General features: G+C 61.1%; 21 protein-coding genes. All 21 read right to left on the bottom strand.

The features are described from left to right. Positions 1-45 precede the first annotated feature (45 nt). Complete coding sequence (locus WNZ15_RS21470; protein WP_342895074.1) at positions 46-312, bottom strand: flagellar biosynthetic protein FliQ; 267 nt, start codon at positions 310-312, stop codon at positions 46-48. 14 nt (positions 313-326) lie between these two features. Next, the gene (gene flgD / locus WNZ15_RS21465; protein WP_342895073.1) at positions 327-722 is read right to left on the bottom strand and encodes a flagellar hook assembly protein FlgD; all 396 of its coding nucleotides are present in this window, start codon (positions 720-722) and stop codon (positions 327-329) included. 11 nt (positions 723-733) lie between these two features. Next, a complete protein-coding gene (gene flbT / locus WNZ15_RS21460; protein ID WP_342895072.1) occupies positions 734-1,204 on the bottom strand; it encodes a flagellar biosynthesis repressor FlbT in 471 nt (156 codons plus the stop codon). Between the two features lie 4 nt (positions 1,205-1,208). Beyond that, entirely contained in the window at positions 1,209-1,559 is a 351-nt protein-coding gene (gene flaF / locus WNZ15_RS21455) for a flagellar biosynthesis regulator FlaF (RefSeq protein WP_342895071.1), read from the bottom strand. Between the two features lie 45 nt (positions 1,560-1,604). Further along, the gene (locus WNZ15_RS21450; protein WP_342895070.1) at positions 1,605-2,651 is read right to left on the bottom strand and encodes a flagellar hook-associated family protein; all 1,047 of its coding nucleotides are present in this window, start codon (positions 2,649-2,651) and stop codon (positions 1,605-1,607) included. A gap of 3 nt (positions 2,652-2,654) precedes the next feature. After that, positions 2,655-4,145, bottom strand: coding sequence for a flagellar hook-associated protein FlgK (flgK, locus tag WNZ15_RS21445; protein WP_342895069.1), 1,491 nt, complete (start codon positions 4,143-4,145; stop codon positions 2,655-2,657). Positions 4,146-4,178: 33 nt separating this feature from the next. After that, on the bottom strand, positions 4,179-5,453 hold the full coding sequence (locus WNZ15_RS21440) for a flagellar hook protein FlgE (protein ID WP_342895068.1): 1,275 nt from the start codon (positions 5,451-5,453) through the stop codon (positions 4,179-4,181). A 171-nt stretch (positions 5,454-5,624) separates the two neighbouring features. Continuing rightward, on the bottom strand, positions 5,625-6,197 hold the full coding sequence (locus WNZ15_RS21435; protein ID WP_342895067.1) for a transglycosylase SLT domain-containing protein: 573 nt from the start codon (positions 6,195-6,197) through the stop codon (positions 5,625-5,627). After that, positions 6,151-7,476, bottom strand: coding sequence for a flagellar hook-length control protein FliK (locus tag WNZ15_RS21430; protein WP_342895066.1), 1,326 nt, complete (start codon positions 7,474-7,476; stop codon positions 6,151-6,153). The genes WNZ15_RS21435 and WNZ15_RS21430 overlap by 47 nt, the downstream gene beginning before the upstream one ends. After that, positions 7,466-8,710 carry a chemotaxis protein gene (locus tag WNZ15_RS21425; protein ID WP_342895065.1) on the bottom strand — a complete coding sequence of 415 codons (1,245 nt, stop codon included), beginning with the start codon at positions 8,708-8,710 and terminating at the stop codon, positions 7,466-7,468. Before WNZ15_RS21425 ends, WNZ15_RS21430 begins: the two co-directional genes overlap by 11 nt. Then, positions 8,707-10,152: a MotB family protein gene (locus WNZ15_RS21420; protein ID WP_342895064.1), complete on the bottom strand. Its 1,446-nt coding sequence runs from the start codon at positions 10,150-10,152 to the stop codon at positions 8,707-8,709. The genes WNZ15_RS21425 and WNZ15_RS21420 overlap by 4 nt, the downstream gene beginning before the upstream one ends. Beyond that, complete coding sequence (locus WNZ15_RS21415; protein WP_342895063.1) at positions 10,152-10,790, bottom strand: hypothetical protein; 639 nt, start codon at positions 10,788-10,790, stop codon at positions 10,152-10,154. The genes WNZ15_RS21420 and WNZ15_RS21415 overlap by 1 nt, the downstream gene beginning before the upstream one ends. Beyond that, a complete protein-coding gene (fliF, locus tag WNZ15_RS21410) occupies positions 10,790-12,436 on the bottom strand; it encodes a flagellar basal-body MS-ring/collar protein FliF (protein WP_342895062.1) in 1,647 nt (548 codons plus the stop codon). Before fliF ends, WNZ15_RS21415 begins: the two co-directional genes overlap by 1 nt. A 163-nt stretch (positions 12,437-12,599) precedes the next feature. Further along, positions 12,600-13,523 carry a flagellin gene (locus WNZ15_RS21405; RefSeq protein WP_342895061.1) on the bottom strand — a complete coding sequence of 308 codons (924 nt, stop codon included), beginning with the start codon at positions 13,521-13,523 and terminating at the stop codon, positions 12,600-12,602. A gap of 110 nt (positions 13,524-13,633) precedes the next feature. Continuing rightward, positions 13,634-14,011: a hypothetical protein gene (locus WNZ15_RS21400; protein WP_342895060.1), complete on the bottom strand. Its 378-nt coding sequence runs from the start codon at positions 14,009-14,011 to the stop codon at positions 13,634-13,636. A 25-nt stretch (positions 14,012-14,036) separates the two neighbouring features. Then, entirely contained in the window at positions 14,037-14,780 is a 744-nt protein-coding gene (gene fliP, locus WNZ15_RS21395; protein WP_342895059.1) for a flagellar type III secretion system pore protein FliP, read from the bottom strand. Next, entirely contained in the window at positions 14,777-15,277 is a 501-nt protein-coding gene (locus WNZ15_RS21390; protein WP_342895058.1) for a flagellar basal body-associated FliL family protein, read from the bottom strand. Before WNZ15_RS21390 ends, fliP begins: the two co-directional genes overlap by 4 nt. A 26-nt stretch (positions 15,278-15,303) precedes the next feature. Then, entirely contained in the window at positions 15,304-16,008 is a 705-nt protein-coding gene (gene flgH / locus WNZ15_RS21385; protein ID WP_342895057.1) for a flagellar basal body L-ring protein FlgH, read from the bottom strand. Next, a complete protein-coding gene (locus WNZ15_RS21380; RefSeq protein ID WP_342895056.1) occupies positions 16,008-16,553 on the bottom strand; it encodes a MotE family protein in 546 nt (181 codons plus the stop codon). The genes flgH and WNZ15_RS21380 overlap by 1 nt, the downstream gene beginning before the upstream one ends. 288 nt (positions 16,554-16,841) lie before the next feature. After that, positions 16,842-17,954: a flagellar basal body P-ring protein FlgI gene (flgI, locus tag WNZ15_RS21375; protein WP_342895055.1), complete on the bottom strand. Its 1,113-nt coding sequence runs from the start codon at positions 17,952-17,954 to the stop codon at positions 16,842-16,844. Between the two features lie 3 nt (positions 17,955-17,957). Next, entirely contained in the window at positions 17,958-18,410 is a 453-nt protein-coding gene (flgA, locus tag WNZ15_RS21370; RefSeq protein ID WP_342895054.1) for a flagellar basal body P-ring formation chaperone FlgA, read from the bottom strand. Positions 18,411-18,414: the final 4 nt, after the last annotated feature.

Genomic DNA, 18,414 nt, shown 5'->3' with positions numbered 1-18,414 from the left:
CCTTGCGGTGCCGGACATCGCCCTCTCATACAAGCAAAAGCTTGTCTAGAAACCGGTCTCGATACGGCTGTAGATCAGGGTGGTCAGGGTATAGATCTGGCCGCCGATGAACGGACCCGCGACAACGATCATGACCAGAATGGCCACGATCTTCGGGATGAAGGTCAGCGTCACTTCCTGGACCTGGGTCAGGGCCTGCATCAGCGCGATGCCGATACCGACGATCATCGCCGGCACGATCGCGGGAGCGGACCCGACCAGGATCGTCCAGATGGCGGTCCTGACCAGGTCCAGTGCGTCAATTTCGTTCATGTTGCGCTGTCCGCTCAGGAGATGGTGACACCTGGCCCAAGCAGGATGCCTTCGCCATTGTCCAGACCCAAAACCGTGCCGTCCGAATAGACCTCGACACGCTCGACAACGCCCGTCGTGCCATTGGGGTCGGTAACGGTGCGGCCAATCAGGTCGTCGACCTGGCCGAAGGACATGTTGGTCAACAGGGTTTCCAGCTTGGCATTGGTCTGGATGGACTGTTCCACCTGACTGAAGCTTGCCAGCTGCGACAGCTGCTCGGACGCATCCATTGGATTTGTCGGATCCTGGTTCTGCATCTGCGCCATCATAAGTTGCAGAAACGCATCGTAATCGACCGTCAGGCTTTCCTGGGCTGCCGATGCGGTTCCCGCGGTCTGGGTTGCCGAAACACCTTCTACGCTTGTCATTTTGTCACTCCTTAGACTGCGGCCAGTTGCGGACCGCTGTGAAATCGACTGGGGGCCGCGCGGCGCGAAACCGCGCGATCCGCCGGTGTCTCCTTGTTCATTTCGGCAAGCATCAGCCGCGCCTCGACCGGGTAAAGCGCCCGCACCAGCTTCATGGCTTCGAACCAGCGTTCGGATTTTGCAAGTTCTTCGACTTCTTCCAGCCTCCCCAGGATTTCCCGGCTCGTGAAGGCCGACTTCACCGATCCGAGCACCATGTGGAACATGTCCCGGACGGCACTCGCGGAGGCCGGATCCATGATCATCGTCTGCAGGATGAAATAGAGCTGCCGCAACGGCGTGGTCGCTTCCTCCGGCTGCAGTACATGAGCCTCGAGCAGGAACACCGCGTCGTTCATCAGCTCGATATTGGTTTTGCGTTCGGCGCGGATCACCGCTCCGTTGATGAACAGGCGTTCGCCTGCTTTCAATCCGATTTTCATGAGTTTACCCGTCCAGGCTGTCGCGGATGATGGAATTGATCTGGATGATGTCGGCAAAGTCGTTCTGTTCCCACTGGCGCAGGGACTCGACTTCCTTCAGCACCCAGATTCCGACCGAGATCAGGTTCGCCCGTGTCTCGATGGGCAGTTCATTGGCATCATCCGCCAGGTGTTCGAGGAAATAGCTCCACAAGCGCCTGGTGAAGAACAGCGCGTCCACGGCTTCCGAAGACTTGATGCCGTGTTCACTGGCAATGTTCAGCTTGTCGATCACGATCGACATTGCCTCATGCTCGTTGAGTCTCTGGTCGGGGCAGAGATCGTCCATAACCTCGGCGTAAGACAGGTTGTACATGGGCCCTCTCAAGGTTGGTATGGCTGCGTGCGGTCAGTCCGACCGTCACAGGTAGTTGAGGATGCTGAGACCCTGCATGCGGGCAGTCACCGCATAGCTGGTTTCAAGCTGGGTCAGCGCGGTGTTCAATCGAACCGCCGTTTCCTCGGAATTCACGTTTTCAAGATCGTTGATGCGCCGGTTCAGGATGTCGGTCTGGACCTTGAGGCGATCGCTGGCGAGACTGACCTGTTCCTGAACATTGCCGAGTTTGCCCATCTGGCTGGTCACGCCGGCAATCCCGGACCCGACCTTTTCGATCGCCTTGTCGACCACTGTTTTCCAGGTGCCGGGATCCAGGTTCTCGTTGCCGAGATCCGACATCATGGTGTAGGCGGCCGCAAGGTCCCGGAAGGCCTGCTCATTGGCGCTGACGGAGCTGTTCACCGTCTCGCTTGCCGAAATCCGGCTGACCATGACACTGCTGGAGGCGCTGGACCAGGAAGTGCCCCAGGCCGGATCCGTGAACATGGTTTCGAATGCGCCGTTCAGGTAGGTGTCCATGGCGGAAGGCGTGATCGCGGCGACACCCGGATCGGACTGGGTGATGCCGAATTCCGTGAAGAATGCGAGGTCGGCGGCGATCTTGTTGGCAGACCCGGGATCGGAATAGTCCGCAATCGGCTCCACGTCGGAATTGATGCCGGCAAAGACGAAGCTGCCGTTCAGCTGGCTGTTGAGCCGCGAGGTCAGCAGTTCCATGTTTCCGACGGCATCCGCCTTGACGATATCCGAGCTGCCGTCGTTCTCGCGCAGGGCGACAAGCGTCGACAGAAAGTCATTGGCATCGCTCAGGATGTCGGCCATGGCCGCCTGACTGACATCCAGGCGGGAGGCGGCCAGCGCATTGGTGTCGATGATGCCATCCAGAAAGTTGAATTCGGACCGCAGCGACACCGCTTCGCCCGTCCGGGTCCCGAGATCGAGACCGACGTCGAATTTGCGGCCGGAAGACAATTCCACACCGAGTTTCTGGACGAGGCTGGACTGGTTCTGGATCTGCCTGCGCGAGGCGTCGGCAAGGGAGATCGTCGATATGTAGGTGGTTTTCATGGCTTACCTCGCTGCGGCCAGAAGATCTTCGAGCATGGCATCGACGGCCGAGATCAGGCGGGATGCCGCCGAATAGGACCGTTCGATCTGGAGAAGCAGCGTCATTTCCTCGTCGATGTTGACGCCGGTCTTGTTGTTGAGGTTCTCCGCCGTGCGTCCGAGAATGACGCTCTGCACCTCGACATTGCTGGTCATGGTCTTGCGGCCGCTTTCCAGCCAGCTGACCGAGGACGCCGCATAACCGCTGAGCGAATCCGACGGGTCCAGTTCGGCAGAGCCGTCGAAGACGGTGTCCGCGTCGAAAGCCGAAACCAGCTCCTGCAGGCGGTCTGAATATCCGGCCGCTCCAGAAGGGTTGTAATCGTAGTCGGGATCGAGCGGATCGGAGATGCCGCCATCACGCAGACGATCGAGATCGCCGCCCTGATCCGGGTCGGCATTGGCATTGATGGAGATTTCCGCGGCCAGTCCGGGAACCAGGGTCGCCGCGGCCGGCAGGGCCGGACCGCCAGTCCAGGTGAACAGGCCGGCCTGGTCAGGCCCGCCGCCGCCGCTCTGGTCGCTCTCGGCAAAGGCTTCGATGAGACCGCGGGCGATTTCGTCGAGCTGGTTCTGATAGGTCACGGCGACATCGTCGCGCAGTTCGGCAAGACCGTGCAGGCGACCGGATCTGATCTCCATGACGGCTCCCGGTCCGGCGACGGGAACACCGTCGACCGTGACCGAATTCCCCGTTGTGGCCGCGCCGTAGACAACCGTCGGCTCAAAGGAGACCTCCCTGGCCGTGGTCTCGAACAGGGTCACGCCGCTGTCGGTATAGACAACGATGTCGCCGTCGCTGCGATTGAGGGTCGTGATGCCGATTTCCTCGGACAGGCTCAACAGCACCTGGTCCCGGCTGTCGAGCGCATCGCTCACGTCCGAACCTGCCTGCGTACCGCGCACGATGACCGAATTGAGATCCTCAAGCTGCGACAACAACGTGTTGATTTCCCGGACCGAGGTCGCCATGTCGGCATCCGCGTCGGCCCGCACGTCCTGAACCAGCGCGGAGTTCGATTGCAGGGTGTTGACCATGGTCTTGGAAGACTGCAGGACGTCCTGCGCCTGGATGGCATTGTTGGGGTCGGAAGCGAAGTTCTGGATCGACAGCTTCAACTCTCCAAGCCGCGCCGCGGCCGACATCTGGTTCTCGGTATCCCCGGTGGTTTCCGCCAGACGGGTCAATCCAGCGAGCACCGATTCCTGAGACGTTCCGGTCGACGTGGACTGGAGCAGCGAGGAATAGAGCGCGCTGTCTGTGACCCGCCCGATGCCGTCGACCTTGAGGCCACCGGCCTGGCCGCTGTCGGTATAGGTCTGGCTCAGCAGAACGGACTTTCTGGAATAGCCGGGATCCTGGGCGCCCGAAACATTCCGGGCGATCACGGAGGATTCCGTTTGCCTTGCCGCCAGAGCGGACTGGGCAACCTTGAGGGCGACGGACAAACTCATGGTCTGAACTTTCCAGTTTGTGGTGTGACCGCGTTAGCGGACCAGGTTCACGAGCTGCTCCAGCAGATCGGACCCTGCCTTGAAAACTTGCGAGTTTGCGGTGTAGGTCCGCTGGGATTCGATCATGGAGGTCAGTTCGTTGCCGAGATCGACGTTGGAATCCTCCAGCCCACCGACCTTGATCGTGCCCATGCCACCCTCGCCGGCGAAACTGACGCGCACATCGCCTGAATCGAAGGACGTGCTGTAGACATTGCCGGAGGTCGGCGTGAGCCTGTCGGGACTGGGGACGTTGGCAATCGGGATCTGGTAGATCGCCCGGCGGTCGCCGTTTTCGTAGATGGCGTAGAGCGTGCCGTCGTCGTCGAACTCGACGTTCTTGACCGAACTCGGCGCGTTGCCGTTGGCATCCACATTGGTCACGGTGAAGTCGGCATTGAGATAGGTCGACTGGTCGAGATCCAGGTCGAAGGTACCGCCGTTGGGGACCGTGATATTGATGTCCGTCGGGCTGGCACCGGTCAGGTTGCCTGTGGTGACGTCGAAGGTCAGAGTCTGGGTGTTCAGCGCGGGGGCGCCATAGGGAAATCCGCCGCCTACCGCGGCATCGGCGGCGTCATAGACGGCGACTTCCCAGTCGGAGTCCGTGGCTGTTTCCGTCACCTTGGAATAATAGACGTCGAGCTTCACCTCGTTGCCGAGATTGTCATAGACGATCATCGAGGTCTTGTGGGAAAAGGTCGATGTCGCGGCGTTCGCCGACGGCAGATCGGCCGCCGGCACGATGGCCGCGTCCTCGCTGACATTGACCCTCAGAAAGGCTTCGCTGGACGGTGTCGCTTCCAGCTGGTTCTGGGTGATGTTGATCCGCTCCAGGCCGCCCAGGCCGTTGGCGACGGTCGTCGGGGCCGTGTTGCCGTCGATCGGGTAGCCCTGCAGGTAGTAGCCGGCGGTGTTCAGAAGAAAACCGTCGCCGTCCGGCACGAAATGGCCGGCGCGTGTCAGGAAGCTTTCCCCCGTTTCATTGCCGACCACGAAGAAGCCGTTGCCATCGACGGCAAGGTCCAGCTTGGAGGTGGTGAAACTGATGTTGCCCTGCTTCGTCACCTGATACTGGGTCTGTGCCTCGACACCACCCGAATTGAACGAGCCCGCTCCTTGCGAAACGACCAGGGAAGAAAATTCCGACTGGGCTCTTTTGTAGCCTGTCGTGCTCGAGTTCATGATGTTTTCGGCAACGGTACCGAGCTTGCTCGATTGCGCGTTCATGCCGGAAACGCCGCTGCGCATCACTCCGAAAAGGCCCATCACAGGTCTCCTGTTTCCAAATCAACTGGACACAGTCAAACCGACATAACTTGTGCGAGGCTGTTCAATCGAAATAAGTTATCTTTATATTCAGTTTCTTTTTTGATTAAAATTTTAAATATCAAGCACAACAAAAGCATTGGCATCCGTGGACGCCAATGAAACAGGCGCTTAGACTTCGCAAAAACTCCGGGAGTTCCTGGTCCATTTGCCAAAACCGGAGGCGACCATGTTCCTGATCACCGTGCAGACGTACCGCTTTTGGGCGGGATTGTTGTTCGGGCCTGCATGATAGCGCGCCACGGCCATGGTCCATGAGCCCTGGCGGCGGCGCAGATCCTTGAGGAAACGGGCCGCGTAGCGGACATTCGCGCGCGGTTCCAGCATGTGTTCGACCGAACGGAACTTGTCGCCGTGATAGTGGTGATTGATTTGCATGCAGCCGATATCGATCAGCTTCTTGCCATGCCGCTGTGCCTGGATGACGTCCAGCTTGGCCGCCTGTCGGCTTGGCGGAAACACGGATTTTCCCTCGATGTTCAGCGCGTAGGGATAAAGCGCGTTGCGCCGCCCTGTTTCCGTAAGGCCGACGGCGTAAAGAACGCCGAGCGGGACCTTGTACTGCCGTGCGGCGGCAGCCATCTCGCGCTCGCAGACATTCTGCACTTCGGCGGCGACAGGCAGGCTCGCTGCGGTGCTAAAGATAGATGCCGTCAGAAAGGCTGATGCCAGTATTGTCCTCATGTCCCTTTCCTTTCACTGTCTCGGATTGCAGCAACCGGTCCTCATGCGCCTGCGGCTGGCCCTGGCGCTGGCCGTTGTTGCCGCTGCCGCCGTTCTGGGCCTGGCCGTCACTGAATGAACCGGGTCCGGATCCGTTCTGGCCCATCGACGAATTGCCGTTGGTATTTGCACCGGACTGCACCGTGCCCCGGTCGTCAGCGGCCTGTATCGTGATGGTATCGGCCTTGAACCCGGTCGTCCTGAGCATCTGATCGAGCAACAGCCGGTCCTGTTTCAGAAGATCGGCGGTCTGCGGATTGCTTGTCTGAAGCGTCACCTCGACGCTGTCGCCAACCATCCTGAGGGACACTTTCACGGTGCCCAGTTCATGCGGGTTAAGCTGGATATCCAGCGTTTTGAGAACCGGCCCTTCGGCCTTGTGGGTCAGGCCTGTCTGCACCGGTGCATCGTCCGCCGCCATGGACTTCAATGCGGACGCGAGCTGGTCTCCCACCTGCTGTGCCGGCGACAGACGCATGTTCGGCGCGAAATGGGTCTCCTGCTGAAGGATCTTGACCGTTCCGCTGGCCTCCTCCGGCAAAAGCGATCCGCGACCGCCACCGGTCAGGGGATCGGCGACGGCTTCGGGTTCCACACCGAACTGCGCGAAGAGAGAGGACGTGCCGATACGCCCTGCCCCGTCACCGCCGGCCGCTTGCTGAAGTCCTCCTTCCGGCGTCCCGCGCAGTGGCGCACCGGGTACGTTGGCCCGGACGAACTGGCCGCCCCCGGTATTCTGCGCTGGCTGCGCGGCAAATATCGCAGCCGACGAGAGGCCGAGAGCCGCCGCGGATGTTTCTCCACCGACCCGGGCGAGCCCTTCGGGCAGGCCTGTTGCCGCCCCCTCATTCAGCTCTCCGGCTGCCGCAAAGGGCGCCAGCACGGTGTGCGAGACGTCGCGCAGGGCATCGACGAGATTACTCGTGGAAAAGGCGACCTGAGCTGCGCCCGAGCCACTGCCATTTCCGCCTGCGTTGGCTGTGGTTTCGGCCTCGGCCCGGTCGGGAGCATTCCCGGTCTCCGGATTGCCTTGATCGGCTCCGGCCTGAGCAGCGTCCTCCTGACGCCTCCGGCCGCCGCCCTCGATCGGCGCATCACCGTCTTTCATGCCTTGCAGAACCGATTGGAAAGCCGCAGCCGCATCTTTCGACGAGGCCTGCCGACGATCCGTCGAGGAGGCGTCGGACGGTTTTCCGGGGGACGGCGCGGATTGAACGAGGGCGCTGGTGTTACCGGTCATCATGCTCTCCCAGTTGCAAAAGGGACTTGTCCGTCCGGCGCAAGAGGCTTTCCGCCAGGTCCATGTCCGTTGTGATCCAGTCACGATCTTCCGGTGCGGCGATTCTGCTGGCAACGTTGAACTCGCCGATCACGTTTTCGGGCGGCTCCGGAAAATGCCGGATGGTGTTGAGCACGGTGTAGACCCCGTCGAGCATCGCAAGATCCTGGCCGGTCAGCATTTGTTTATCGATGGACCACAAGAGATCCCGGTTGGCGGTGATCATTTCCGGATCGAGCCTTGAGGCCGCCAGATAGATCTTCAGGATCTCGTGTTCCGTGGTTCCTTCCACCGAGAGTTCCAGCGCCTCGGCCGTCGCCTTGCGCGCGACTTCCAGGTGACCAGCCAGAAGGGCCGACCGGGACAGCCTCAGATACAGCCCGCGCCGGGAGTCCGCATCGAATTCGTGCAGCACGGGGTCAAGCAGCGCGAATTTGTCCTCGCTCTTGACAAAACCGAGCGTATCCAGGGCGAGCGCGAACCGGCGGCGGAAATCACCTGCGTAAACGGACTGCCGGAAACGACGCAGATAACGGATGCTGAGCACGCGGAAGCGTTCAATATCGGCCATCATGCCGGCGACGAAAACCTCCCGGCGCAGCGCGGCTTCCTCCACAAGGGTTCCGGGCATCAGCAGACTGGCGATCTGCAGGAGTTCCATCGCTTTTGCCGGATCGGTGCGGAGGTAGGGCGCCGCCTTGACGAGCGCGACATGTCCGCCAATGCTTGCCGGCAGCTCCAGGGGATCGATGTCCTCCAGCAGTTCCAGCATGTCCTCTTCCCGCCCCTCGACATACGCCAGGGACGCTTCCATGAGCCGCCTGTCGATCGCCGGTGCCGGGTCGACCAGCAGAAGACCCCGCATGACCCTGGGATGGCCGCCGCTCAGCAGATGCACCACCGCGGCCCGCGCATTGCGCGGCTCAAGCCAGACTTCCGACGGCAGATCCGGAAACACCGTGTCCATCCTGCCCAGAAGCCGTCTTTGAGCGAGCATCGCGTGGCTGTTGCCCTGCGAGATCTGCTCCTGAAGCGATTGCAGCGACCGGATCATCTCGTAAGGCTGGGAACCGGCCGGAACACCGGCGGCATTCTGTGCCATGCCGGTTGCGGAGCGCAGAAGCAGCACCACCAGAACCAGTGCCAGGAGAAGCCCCGTCCTTCCCGGTTTGAACATGAAGGCCATGCCGGTCATTCCGCTGTCTCCAGAAGATAGATTTCAACCCGCCGGTTGCCGGCGGCATAAGGATCGGTGGCAATTTTCAGATGACGGTCCGCGGCCCCCTCGATGCGATCGAAGCGGTCTTTGGCAACGCCGCCGCGCGCGAGCATGTAAAGCGCCATGTGAGCCCTTGCGGAGGACAGGCGCCAGTTGTCATAGGCCGCGCTCCGGAACGGCCGGGCATCCGTATGCCCCTTGATCACGATCCGGCCCGGCGTGTCGGCAATGACCGCGCCGATCCGCTCGAGCAATTTGACCAGCTCCGGACGGGGCTCGGCGGAGCCGATGGCGAACATGCCGAAGTTCTGGTCGTCCGTCAGGCTGATCAGGGCGCTGTCGCCCTCGCGGGTGACGGTGATCAGGCTGGCGGTTTCCTCAAGGACCGTTCCGTCCGTCTCCTCAAGAACTTCAGAAAGACGGGAGACCACGGTGCCGATGGACGTTGCCGGGGCGCCTTCCTCGAAATCCTCGAAATATTCCCCGGCCGATTCCCAGCCGTCCTGCGGCGCGATTCCGGTTTCCGGCTCCTGCTGCTGATCCTGGCCGGTGACATGCGCGATCACCGCCTCGGCGCCGTCACCTGTCTCGGCCTGCGGCCCGGTTCCACCGTGCTCGAAGAGGCTAGATCCCGCGTGTGCCAAAGGTGCAAAATCGTCCAACGGATCCTCCAGTGTCCCGTCAGCGCGCCGTTGCGGCTGAAGAGTGGGGCCGTCTTGTGTTGCCTCGCTGTCGCCTGAACGCGACCCTGGGGTGGCCAGGTCTGCCTCGGTGTGGGCACCGTCGACACCGCGGCCGGGCCGGAATTGCCAGAACAGCGGATCGAACGGATCGCGGTACGCCTGACCGCCCTGCGCTCCCTCCTGCTGCTCCAGGCCCGTGCCGATACCGTTCGGGTTGTCCTCCAGGGTCTCGGCAACCCGGATCTCGTCGGCCAGCGTGTCCAGGACCGCGTATGGATCGGAGAACAGGATCGATTCCGCGTGTCTTTGGGTGAACTGGCCGGCAGCGGGAACGCCACCTTGTTCGGACACAATCTCCATGTCCTCTGGTTTGTGACCGGACCGGATGCCGGTACCGAAATTCGCATCCTGGTCGACAGGTTCCTCGGAGCCGCCCAGCATGCCCTTGAACATCTTGGTGCCACTCTGATTGGTTTCGCCGTCGACATCCGGATCGTTCAGACCCTTCCGGTTCGGTGCGGTCGACGCCAGCTTGACCGGGTTGAAATACTGGGCAACGCCGCGGCGCACGCTGTCATCCGTAACGTTGATAAGCCACATCACCAGGAAGAACGCCATCAGCGCGGTCATGAAGTCCGCATATGCGATCTTCCAGACGCCATGCGGCAAATGCTCCTCATCCCAGCTGTTCTTGCGTCGGACAATGACAATTTCGTTCGGGACGCCGTCCAGCATCAGTCTGCCTCCCCTTGAAGCTCATCCACTTGGGCAAGCCATTGCCCAAACCGGGTCTCGATCGTGGTTTCATCAAATACCGCAACAAGTTCCACCTGATCGGCGAATTGCGCATCGATCCGCGCGCGCAGATCGGGCAACTGCTCGAGAACCCGGGAAACCAGGCTTTCGGGACCTCGCAGGCGAATGCACTTGTCCTCGTCGTTTTCGGTCAGCTGCCGCAGGTTGGTGCCGAAGGCGGCAACAAGCTCGTCGACGATGCGGTCCTTGAGAAAGGGCTGCAGCAGCCTGGCCACGGAGTACGACAGGCGCTGTTCCGCGATGTCGACAAAGCCTTCGATCGCCGCGCTGACATTGGCCGCCTCCCGCATGTCGAAACGGATGCGCTCTTCTTCGAGAAGTTTCGCGTGGTCGGCCCGTTCCTGCTCAAGGATCGCTTCATAATGCGCGCGTGTCCGGTCGGCACCCTCGCCTACACCCCGTTCGAATTCGGCCAGAAGCCGGTCCTCGATGGCGGGTTCGGGCATCCGGTCGTTGCTTGGTACCAGAACTTCGACCAGAGACGATTCACATGCGCCGAACGAATTGAATGTGGGAACCGACAGGACGGGAATATGGGAGGCAATGGAAGTCGACATCAGACGCGCTCCGAATCATAGAGCCACTGGCGCAGGATCGCCGCGGACTGTTCCTCGTTGAATTCCAGCAGGGACTCCAGCTTCCTGAGAGCAGACTTGTTGCGCTTGCTGTTGAGATCCTGCAGCAGGTCGGAATGGTCGGGCGGCACCAGGAAGGTCTGTTCACCTTCCATGTCCTCGGCGACGCTTTCCGAACCGTCCGGCAACATGCCCAGTTCGGCCATTTCGACCTGGGGCGCGGACACCTGCGGCACGAGCGCGGCCACGGCCGGACGCAGACCGAACCAGATCACAAGCATCGAGACGGTCAGGATGGCGAGCGCGTTGATGATGTTGCCCGACTGACGCAACAGGTATTCCGTGATGCTGACCGGAGGGATGGGTTCCAGAGCCCGGCCGCTATCGACAAAGTCGACAACAGAGACCTTCACATGATCGCCGCGAGTGCTTTCCACACCGGCGGACGATGCGACCAGTGCCTCGATTTCGGTCAGCTGTTCCTGAAGTTGGGCCTGTGTCGGTTCGCCGCCGAGAGACTGTTGGAGCCGCAGCTTGTCCACGAGCACCGCGATGGACAGACGGTCGACACGATACCCGTCCTGTAAGGTCTCGACCCGCTTTGAGGATATTTCATAGTTGACGGTTTCCTCGCGGCGCTCGTTTTCCTCACTCGAGCGTTCACCGTTCTCGGCGGAAACGTCTTCTTCGGGAAGGTTCTGCTCCACGGTCGTCGGAGCGGTAGAGCTCGAATTCTGAGCGTTCTCGTTTTCCCGTATCGTGCGGACAGAGCGCTCGGTCCGAGAATCGGGATCGAAGATCGTTTCCGCAATGGTTTTCCGGTCGGTATTGAGTTCGGCCGCGACGCTGACCTGGAAATTTTCCAGACCGAGATAGGGCGTCAGTGTCTTTCTGATGTTTTCCTGGATCCGCTTGGCGACCGCGGTTTCAAGGCTCGCCAGCTGTCCGGCGGAGGCTTTTGTCGGATCCTCGCCTGCGGCAAGAATGCCACCGGATGTGTCCAGAACGGTCACCTTGCCGGCTTCCATGCCGGGAACACCCGCGGCCACCAGGTGCCGAATGGCATCGGCGGTGCGCACGTCGTCCGGAACATCGGAGCGGATCACCACCGAGGCGGACGGCGGCTGCTGATCGCGGCGAAAAGACCCTTTTTCCGGCAGAACAATGTGAACCCGGGCCGCACGTATGCCCTGCATCAGCTGAATGGTCCGGGCCAGTTCCCCTTCCAGGGCACGCACCCTGGTGACTTCCTGCATGAAGGAGGTCAGGCCGAGGGACCCGAGTTCGTCAAACAGCTCATAGCCGGAATTTGCGCCGCGCGGCAGCCCCTTCTCGGCCAGCAGCATGCGCGCCTTCGCCGTTTGCGCGTGGCTGACCAGAACAGCGCTGCCATCCGCGTTGATGTCGAAGGGAATACCGGCATCGCGGAGCGCGGACCCGATCCGGGTGACATCCTCCCCGTCCAGGCCGGTGTAGAGGATGGTCTGTTCCGGACGGCTCAGGTAAAACGCTCCCGCGCCTACGGTCGCGATTGTAGCGAGCCCGATAAGAGCGAGCGCGATCAACCTGCGCGCGCCCAGTTCCATCAGATTTGCCCAGAGTTTCTCGGCGTGTTCACGGCCCGGCATGCGTAACCCCTTCATGCGCGTAACATTTTGTTCGGGCCACTATTCGGGTTGGAGCTTGCGCGAGCCTGTCATGCCGTCCTGCCGGCGCCCTGAAGGGCATGCCAGACAAAAAAAGACCGCGCCCCGGAAGGCGCGGTCCTCATTTCCAGAAATCCGTTGCGGATTAACGGAACAGGGACAGGATGTTCTGGCTGCCCTGGTTCGCGATCGACAGCGCCTGGATGCCAAGCTGCTGCTGTGTCTGCAGAGCCTGGAGACGGGTCGATTCCTTGTTCATGTCAGCGTCAACGAGCTGGCCGACACCACGGTCGATGGCGTCACGCAGAGCGGACACGAAGTCCATCTGCAGATCGACGCGGCTCTTGACGGAACCCAGGGTCGTTGCGGCGTCGGTGATGTCGCCAAGAGCGGCATCAATACCGGAGATCACAGTGTCCAGACCAGCAAGGTCAGCATCGGTCACGGCGGAAATGTCGAGATCCGCGATACCGTCGCCGGTGACGTTGGTCAGGGCTGCGAAACCGCGGTCCTGGTCGAGAATGCCGGACTGATCGGCATCATCGTAGAGTTCCGTACCTGTGGTGTCGATCGTGATGGTCTCGATGGAGATGGCACCACCGGCCCGGGAGAACGAAGCCACGATGTCCTTGGCGGCAGCGTAACCTGCTGCACCCGAGTCGACCGAGAGCCAGTTTTCGCCGTTGAAGACAGCCGAGTCAGCCGTGGAACGCAGCTGGTTCTGCAGTTCGGAGATGTCGGCCTGGATCTTGCCGCGATCGACACCCGGTGTCTTGGCGGCAACAGCTTTGGCTTTGATCTCGTTCATGACATCAACAGTGCTGTCCATTGCAGTGTACATGACGTCGACGGTCGCAGCACCCAGACCCAGGGAGTCTTCAACGGCACCGAGAGCCATGTTGTCGGAACGCATGGTGGTTGCGATGGACCAGTAGGCTGCGTTGTCTTCCGCGCCGCCAACACGGTAGCCGGTGGAGATGCGGTTCTGCGTCTCTGCCAGGTTGGCGTTGGTGCTCCGCAGGGTCTGCAGAGCGGTCATTGCGGAAGCGTTGGTCATCAAGCTAGACATGATATGTCCCTTTCAATGTTTCAGTTTGAACTGGAATTGGTGGGACATGCCGGATTTACACCGGCACAGCAGGAGCAGCTTCATGCTTTTGAACCCTGGTAGGTGGCGGCTCAACCTGCTGTAGACAAGACCCTAGCGGCCGGACCTTGCGTGAAGCTTACCAGGGTGGTGGCAATTTGATCTTTCTGCCTGGAACCGGTGACCTTCAAGACGGAAACATCTTGCGGGCGTTTCGCGGGCCGGGCTGCCGGCACGGCCGTTCCCGAACCGTCGTCCCCGCGGCTGGGCAACATGCGATCCGGAACCTGGAATTCGAAGCCCGCAGAGTTGCAGGCTTTTGTTGTCGTACTTTTTGAGAATTTGTCCGGCTTATCGATCCCGAATCCACGCTTCGCAGCGTTCGCGATGACGGCATCAAAGCCTGTCACAACCCAACGGACGATAATATTGGAAGCGATTGAATCTTGCGGCGGAAAATCGATAACCATGAACGGTGTGAATGCACGTTCAGGGCTAAATAAACGACCGGATCAGGCTTCCGACCAGAAGGTTCCAGCCGTCGATCAGAACAAAGAACAAGGCCTTGAAAGGTAGGGAAATCACCGTCGGCGGCAACATCATCATGCCCATCGACATGGTGATCGTTGCCACGATCATATCGATCACGAGAAAAGGCAGCGCGATCAGAAATCCGATCTCGAAACCCCGGCGCAATTCGGAAATCATGAACGCCGGGATCAGAACACGGAGCTCGACTTCTTCCGCGGACGTAGCTTCGTTTTCCGTAACCCTGCCGGCAGCCAGATCGTCAAACAGCACCAGGTCCTCTTCGCGCACCTGGCTCAGCATGAATTCCCGGAACGGAGTGGTGATGCGGACATAAGCGACTTCCTCGGAAATCTCGTTGTTCATCAGCGGCTGTATGCCGTCTTCCCACGCCTTGTCGAAGGTTGGCGCCATCACGTAGAACGTCATGAACAGCGCCAGCGAGATAAGGATGAGGTTTCCGGGCGTTGTCTGGAGGCCGATACCCGACCTGAGAAAGGAAAAAGCGATCACGAACCGGGTGAAGCTAGTCACCATGATCAGGATCCCCGGCGCCAGCGACAGCACAGTCATCAGCGCGATTACCTGGACGATGCGTCCGCTCGCGCTGCCCTCGCCGGCCGGTAGCAAGGACGACAGATCGGGCACCTGCGCGGCGGCCGCGCCCGTCATCAGGAGCAACGCGGCTCCTGCAATGAAAAAACGGATCATTGAATTACCACCGACTCCAGAATGACTTCGTGGATCTGTCCCTTTGTCCGGGTCCGGGCCCGTTCGGTGAGGTCTTCCCTGAGATGCTGAAGACCGACACCCCCTTCCAGATGCGACAATGTCAGCGTCCGCAGGTAGCTCAGGAAGTCGTCCTCGACCTTCTTCTTCATGACGGAGACATCGCCTTCGGTGTCCTTGTCCAGAAGCACCGAAGCCTGAAGCCTGATCCATGCCTCGCTCGGAGACGCGAGATTGGTCACCAGCGGTTCAAGCACCTGAAGCCGGGTTGAGGGTGAAAACGGCATGGTTTCCGTGAAGCTCTGCTGCTGGCGGATCCGGCCGTGAACTTCCTGTTCCGTATAGTCGGAAACATATTTGGCCAGACCGGCCCCGGCCCCTCCCGCGACGAGGGTCAATAAGAACAGCGCCGCGAAATACCCGGACTTGCGGGAGGATTGGCCGGCCCGTTCGGACGGCCCCTCGATGAGATTTGTCATGTCGGTCTTTCCGCTGCTTGCCAGGATCAGAACGGCGTTACGATGTCGTAGATCTGCTGGCCCCAGCCAGGCTGCTGCACTTCGGAAATTCGGCCGCGTCCGCCATAGGAAACCCGTGCCTCCGCGATCTTGTCGTAGGGAATGGTGTTGGTGGCCTGAATGTCCCGCGGACGCACGATCCCGGCAATCTGCAGGATGCGCATCTCGTAGTTCACACGGACCTCCTGCGACCCGGCGATCACGAGGTTGCCGTTGGGAAGCCGTTCGGTGACGACGGCGGCAACGGAGAGATTGATTTCCTCCGACCTGTCGATAGAGCCCGACCCCGCGGATCCGGATCCGGAATCCACACCCAGGTTGGCTTCACCGTTCGTCGTGTTGCCGTCCCAGGTCGCGCCAAGCGCCCCGCCGATGCCCAGATCGGACACCCTGCGCCGGTCGGAGCTGTTGTCGAGATTGGCGCGGTCATTGATCTGGATGGTCACCGTCAGCACATCACCGACCTTTTTCGCCCTCGGATCGGCGAAGAAATTGTCACGACCGCTGGCCCACAGGGAGTTGTAGTCTTTCACCCTGCCCTTGCCGAACGTGCTGGCCGGATACATCGTTGTTGGCTGCGCGGCGAGGCCGTAACCGACCGGTGACATTTCGGGCGCTCTGCCCACGTCTTCCAGTTGGCCGGCACACCCGCTCAGCACAAGAGCTCCAAAAGGTATCAAAAGGACGCGCATCAGAAACTCCGTTGTGGTTCCGGCTTGGTGAGGCCCATCATCGACTGGGTCAGTTGCGCGGCCCGGGACGGCTCCATCTCATCGAGAATGCTGCTGGCAACCCGGGCCTTGAGTTTCAGGAGAACGCCCACGGCCGCCTCTTCATCCGTCGTGGACAATTGCGCCGCCGCCGCGTCCGGACGCATCCGTCCGATGATTGACACCACCTGGTCCTCGACCTCGTTGAGAAGGTCCTCGCGGCGCTTGACCCATTTCTCGAAGTCCTTTTCCGTGCGCTGCAATTCGCTGATCCGGTCTCTGAGACGTGCTTCCAGGCTGATCAGTTTCCAGGTCTGCCACTGGATGCGGGCATCAGACGCCGCTTCGGCAATGTTCTTGCAATAAAGTTCGCTGTCTCCAGGAGGCTGGACGGTCTCCACGTCGATCTCGACTGTCGGCTTCTGGCGCGGAGATTGTGCCGTGGCACCCGTCCCGCTGACGACAAGCGGAATTGCTGCAAGTGCCAGCAAGCCGATGGCCCGGAAACTGGTAAAATCTGATGGCATTGCACTTTCCCTTGTGCTGGACCCGGTTGAGCGCACTGTCGGGTATCGGGCTTGCGCGGAGCTGACGGAGAAACAAAAGACGCCGCTCAATGAGCGGCGCTGTGCCCACAGCATCGTGCTGACGTGACGAGAGCTGTGAAAATCGATGGGCTGTTTGATAAAACGGTGAGTGCCACCGTATTCGGCGCCATCCCGGCCGTGTGCCGGAGCCTCGTCCTAGCCATGCACGCCAGGTCCAGGTCCCATCCGTCCCGGCTCAAGGCCGGGACAGCAACGGTTCAAGCCTGACTACTGCACCACCAGCTCCGCCTGGAGCGCACCTGCGGTCTTGATGGCCTGCAGGATCGCGATGATACCGGTCGGCCGCAGTCCGATGCGGTTGAGGCCGCGCACAAGTGTCGGCAGGTCCGTACCGCCGACCACAGCCAGCTGACCGCCACTTTCCTGGGCATCGACATAGGTCCGTGGCACGACAACGGTCTCGCCGTTCGGGGAGAACGGCGACGGCTGAGACACTTCGGGCGCTTCGGAAATCCGGACGGTCAGATTGCCGTGGGTGATCGCGACCGTGGATATCTGCACTTCCTTGCCGATCACCACGGTCCCCGTGCGTTCGTCGATAACGACCTTCGCCGTCTGGTCGGGATTGACCCGGATGGCTTCGATTTCGGCGATAAACCTTGTAATGCTCAGATCCTTGGGAGGCGTCAGAACCACGGACCGGTAGTCACGTTCCTTAGCCACACGCAAGCCGTAGCGTTCCCTGGAGAACCGGTTGATGGCATCCGTGATCCGGACGGCAGTTCTGAAATCCGGGTTGGAAAGTTCCAGCACCAGGGCCGGTATCTGGGAAAATCTGGCCGGCAGGTCCCGCTCGATCAGTCCTCCGTTGGGAACCCGCCCGACCGTCGGGATCCCCTGCGTCAGGCTTTCCGCCTGCCCTGCTTCCGCAAAACCGGATACGGCCACCGGCCCTTGCGCGACGGCGTAGATCTGACCGTCGGCCCCGAGCAGCGGTGTCGCCACCAGGGTTCCGCCGGCCAGCGAAGTCGCATCGCCCAGCGAAGACACCGAGACATCGATGCTCGCGCCCTGGCCGATGAAGGACGGCATTTCAGCGGTGACGACGACAGCCGCGACGTTTCGCGTGCGCAGCCTTGCGTCGCGCACATTCACCCCGAGGCTGTCCAGCATCGATTGCAGGGACTGCTCGGTGAACGGCGAGTTCCGAAGCGTGTCGCCGGACCCCTTGAGGCCGATCACCAGCCCGTACCCGACGAGCTGGTTGTCTCGCACGCCCTGGAGACTGGCTATGTCCTTGATCCGGACCATGGCGGAAGCCGGTGCGGAGACCGGAAGGGCCATGACCAGCAACAGAACGAAAATGAGTATCCGGGTCATCTATCAGTTCTCCACGCGGATCGTGCCGTCTTCCTGGACCCGTCCGGACACAATCAGTCCGCTATCGATGTTGCGGACCCGCACGAAATTGCCGGCGCCGCCGTTCTGCAGGGATTCTACCTGCATGATGATGACCAGCCCCTGTTCGCGGAACTCCAGCCGGGCGGGCTCGCCGCGCCGGACCAGCATCGGTTTTTCAACCGACTTGACCGGGATGGGCTGACCGGGCAGCAGGGTACGCCGCGCAACCATCCCGACAAGCTGGGCCCGGTGGGTGCTCACGGCGAACTGCTGGGCTGTCCGGCCGGGAAACTTGCGTTCGATCAGGTGCTGGTGGGAAATTTCCGTACCGGGCGCGATGGTCTGCCGCGGGACGGGAAGTTCGATGCCTGCCGCGATTGCACCGGTTCCGGTCAGGCAAGCGGCAAGGACGAAAAGAAGGGTTCGGATCAGCATGACC

Source organism: Roseibium sp. AS2, assembly GCF_038900065.1.
GTDB lineage: Bacteria > Pseudomonadota > Alphaproteobacteria > Rhizobiales > Stappiaceae > Roseibium.
This window is presented reverse-complemented; position numbering and strand designations above follow the sequence as displayed.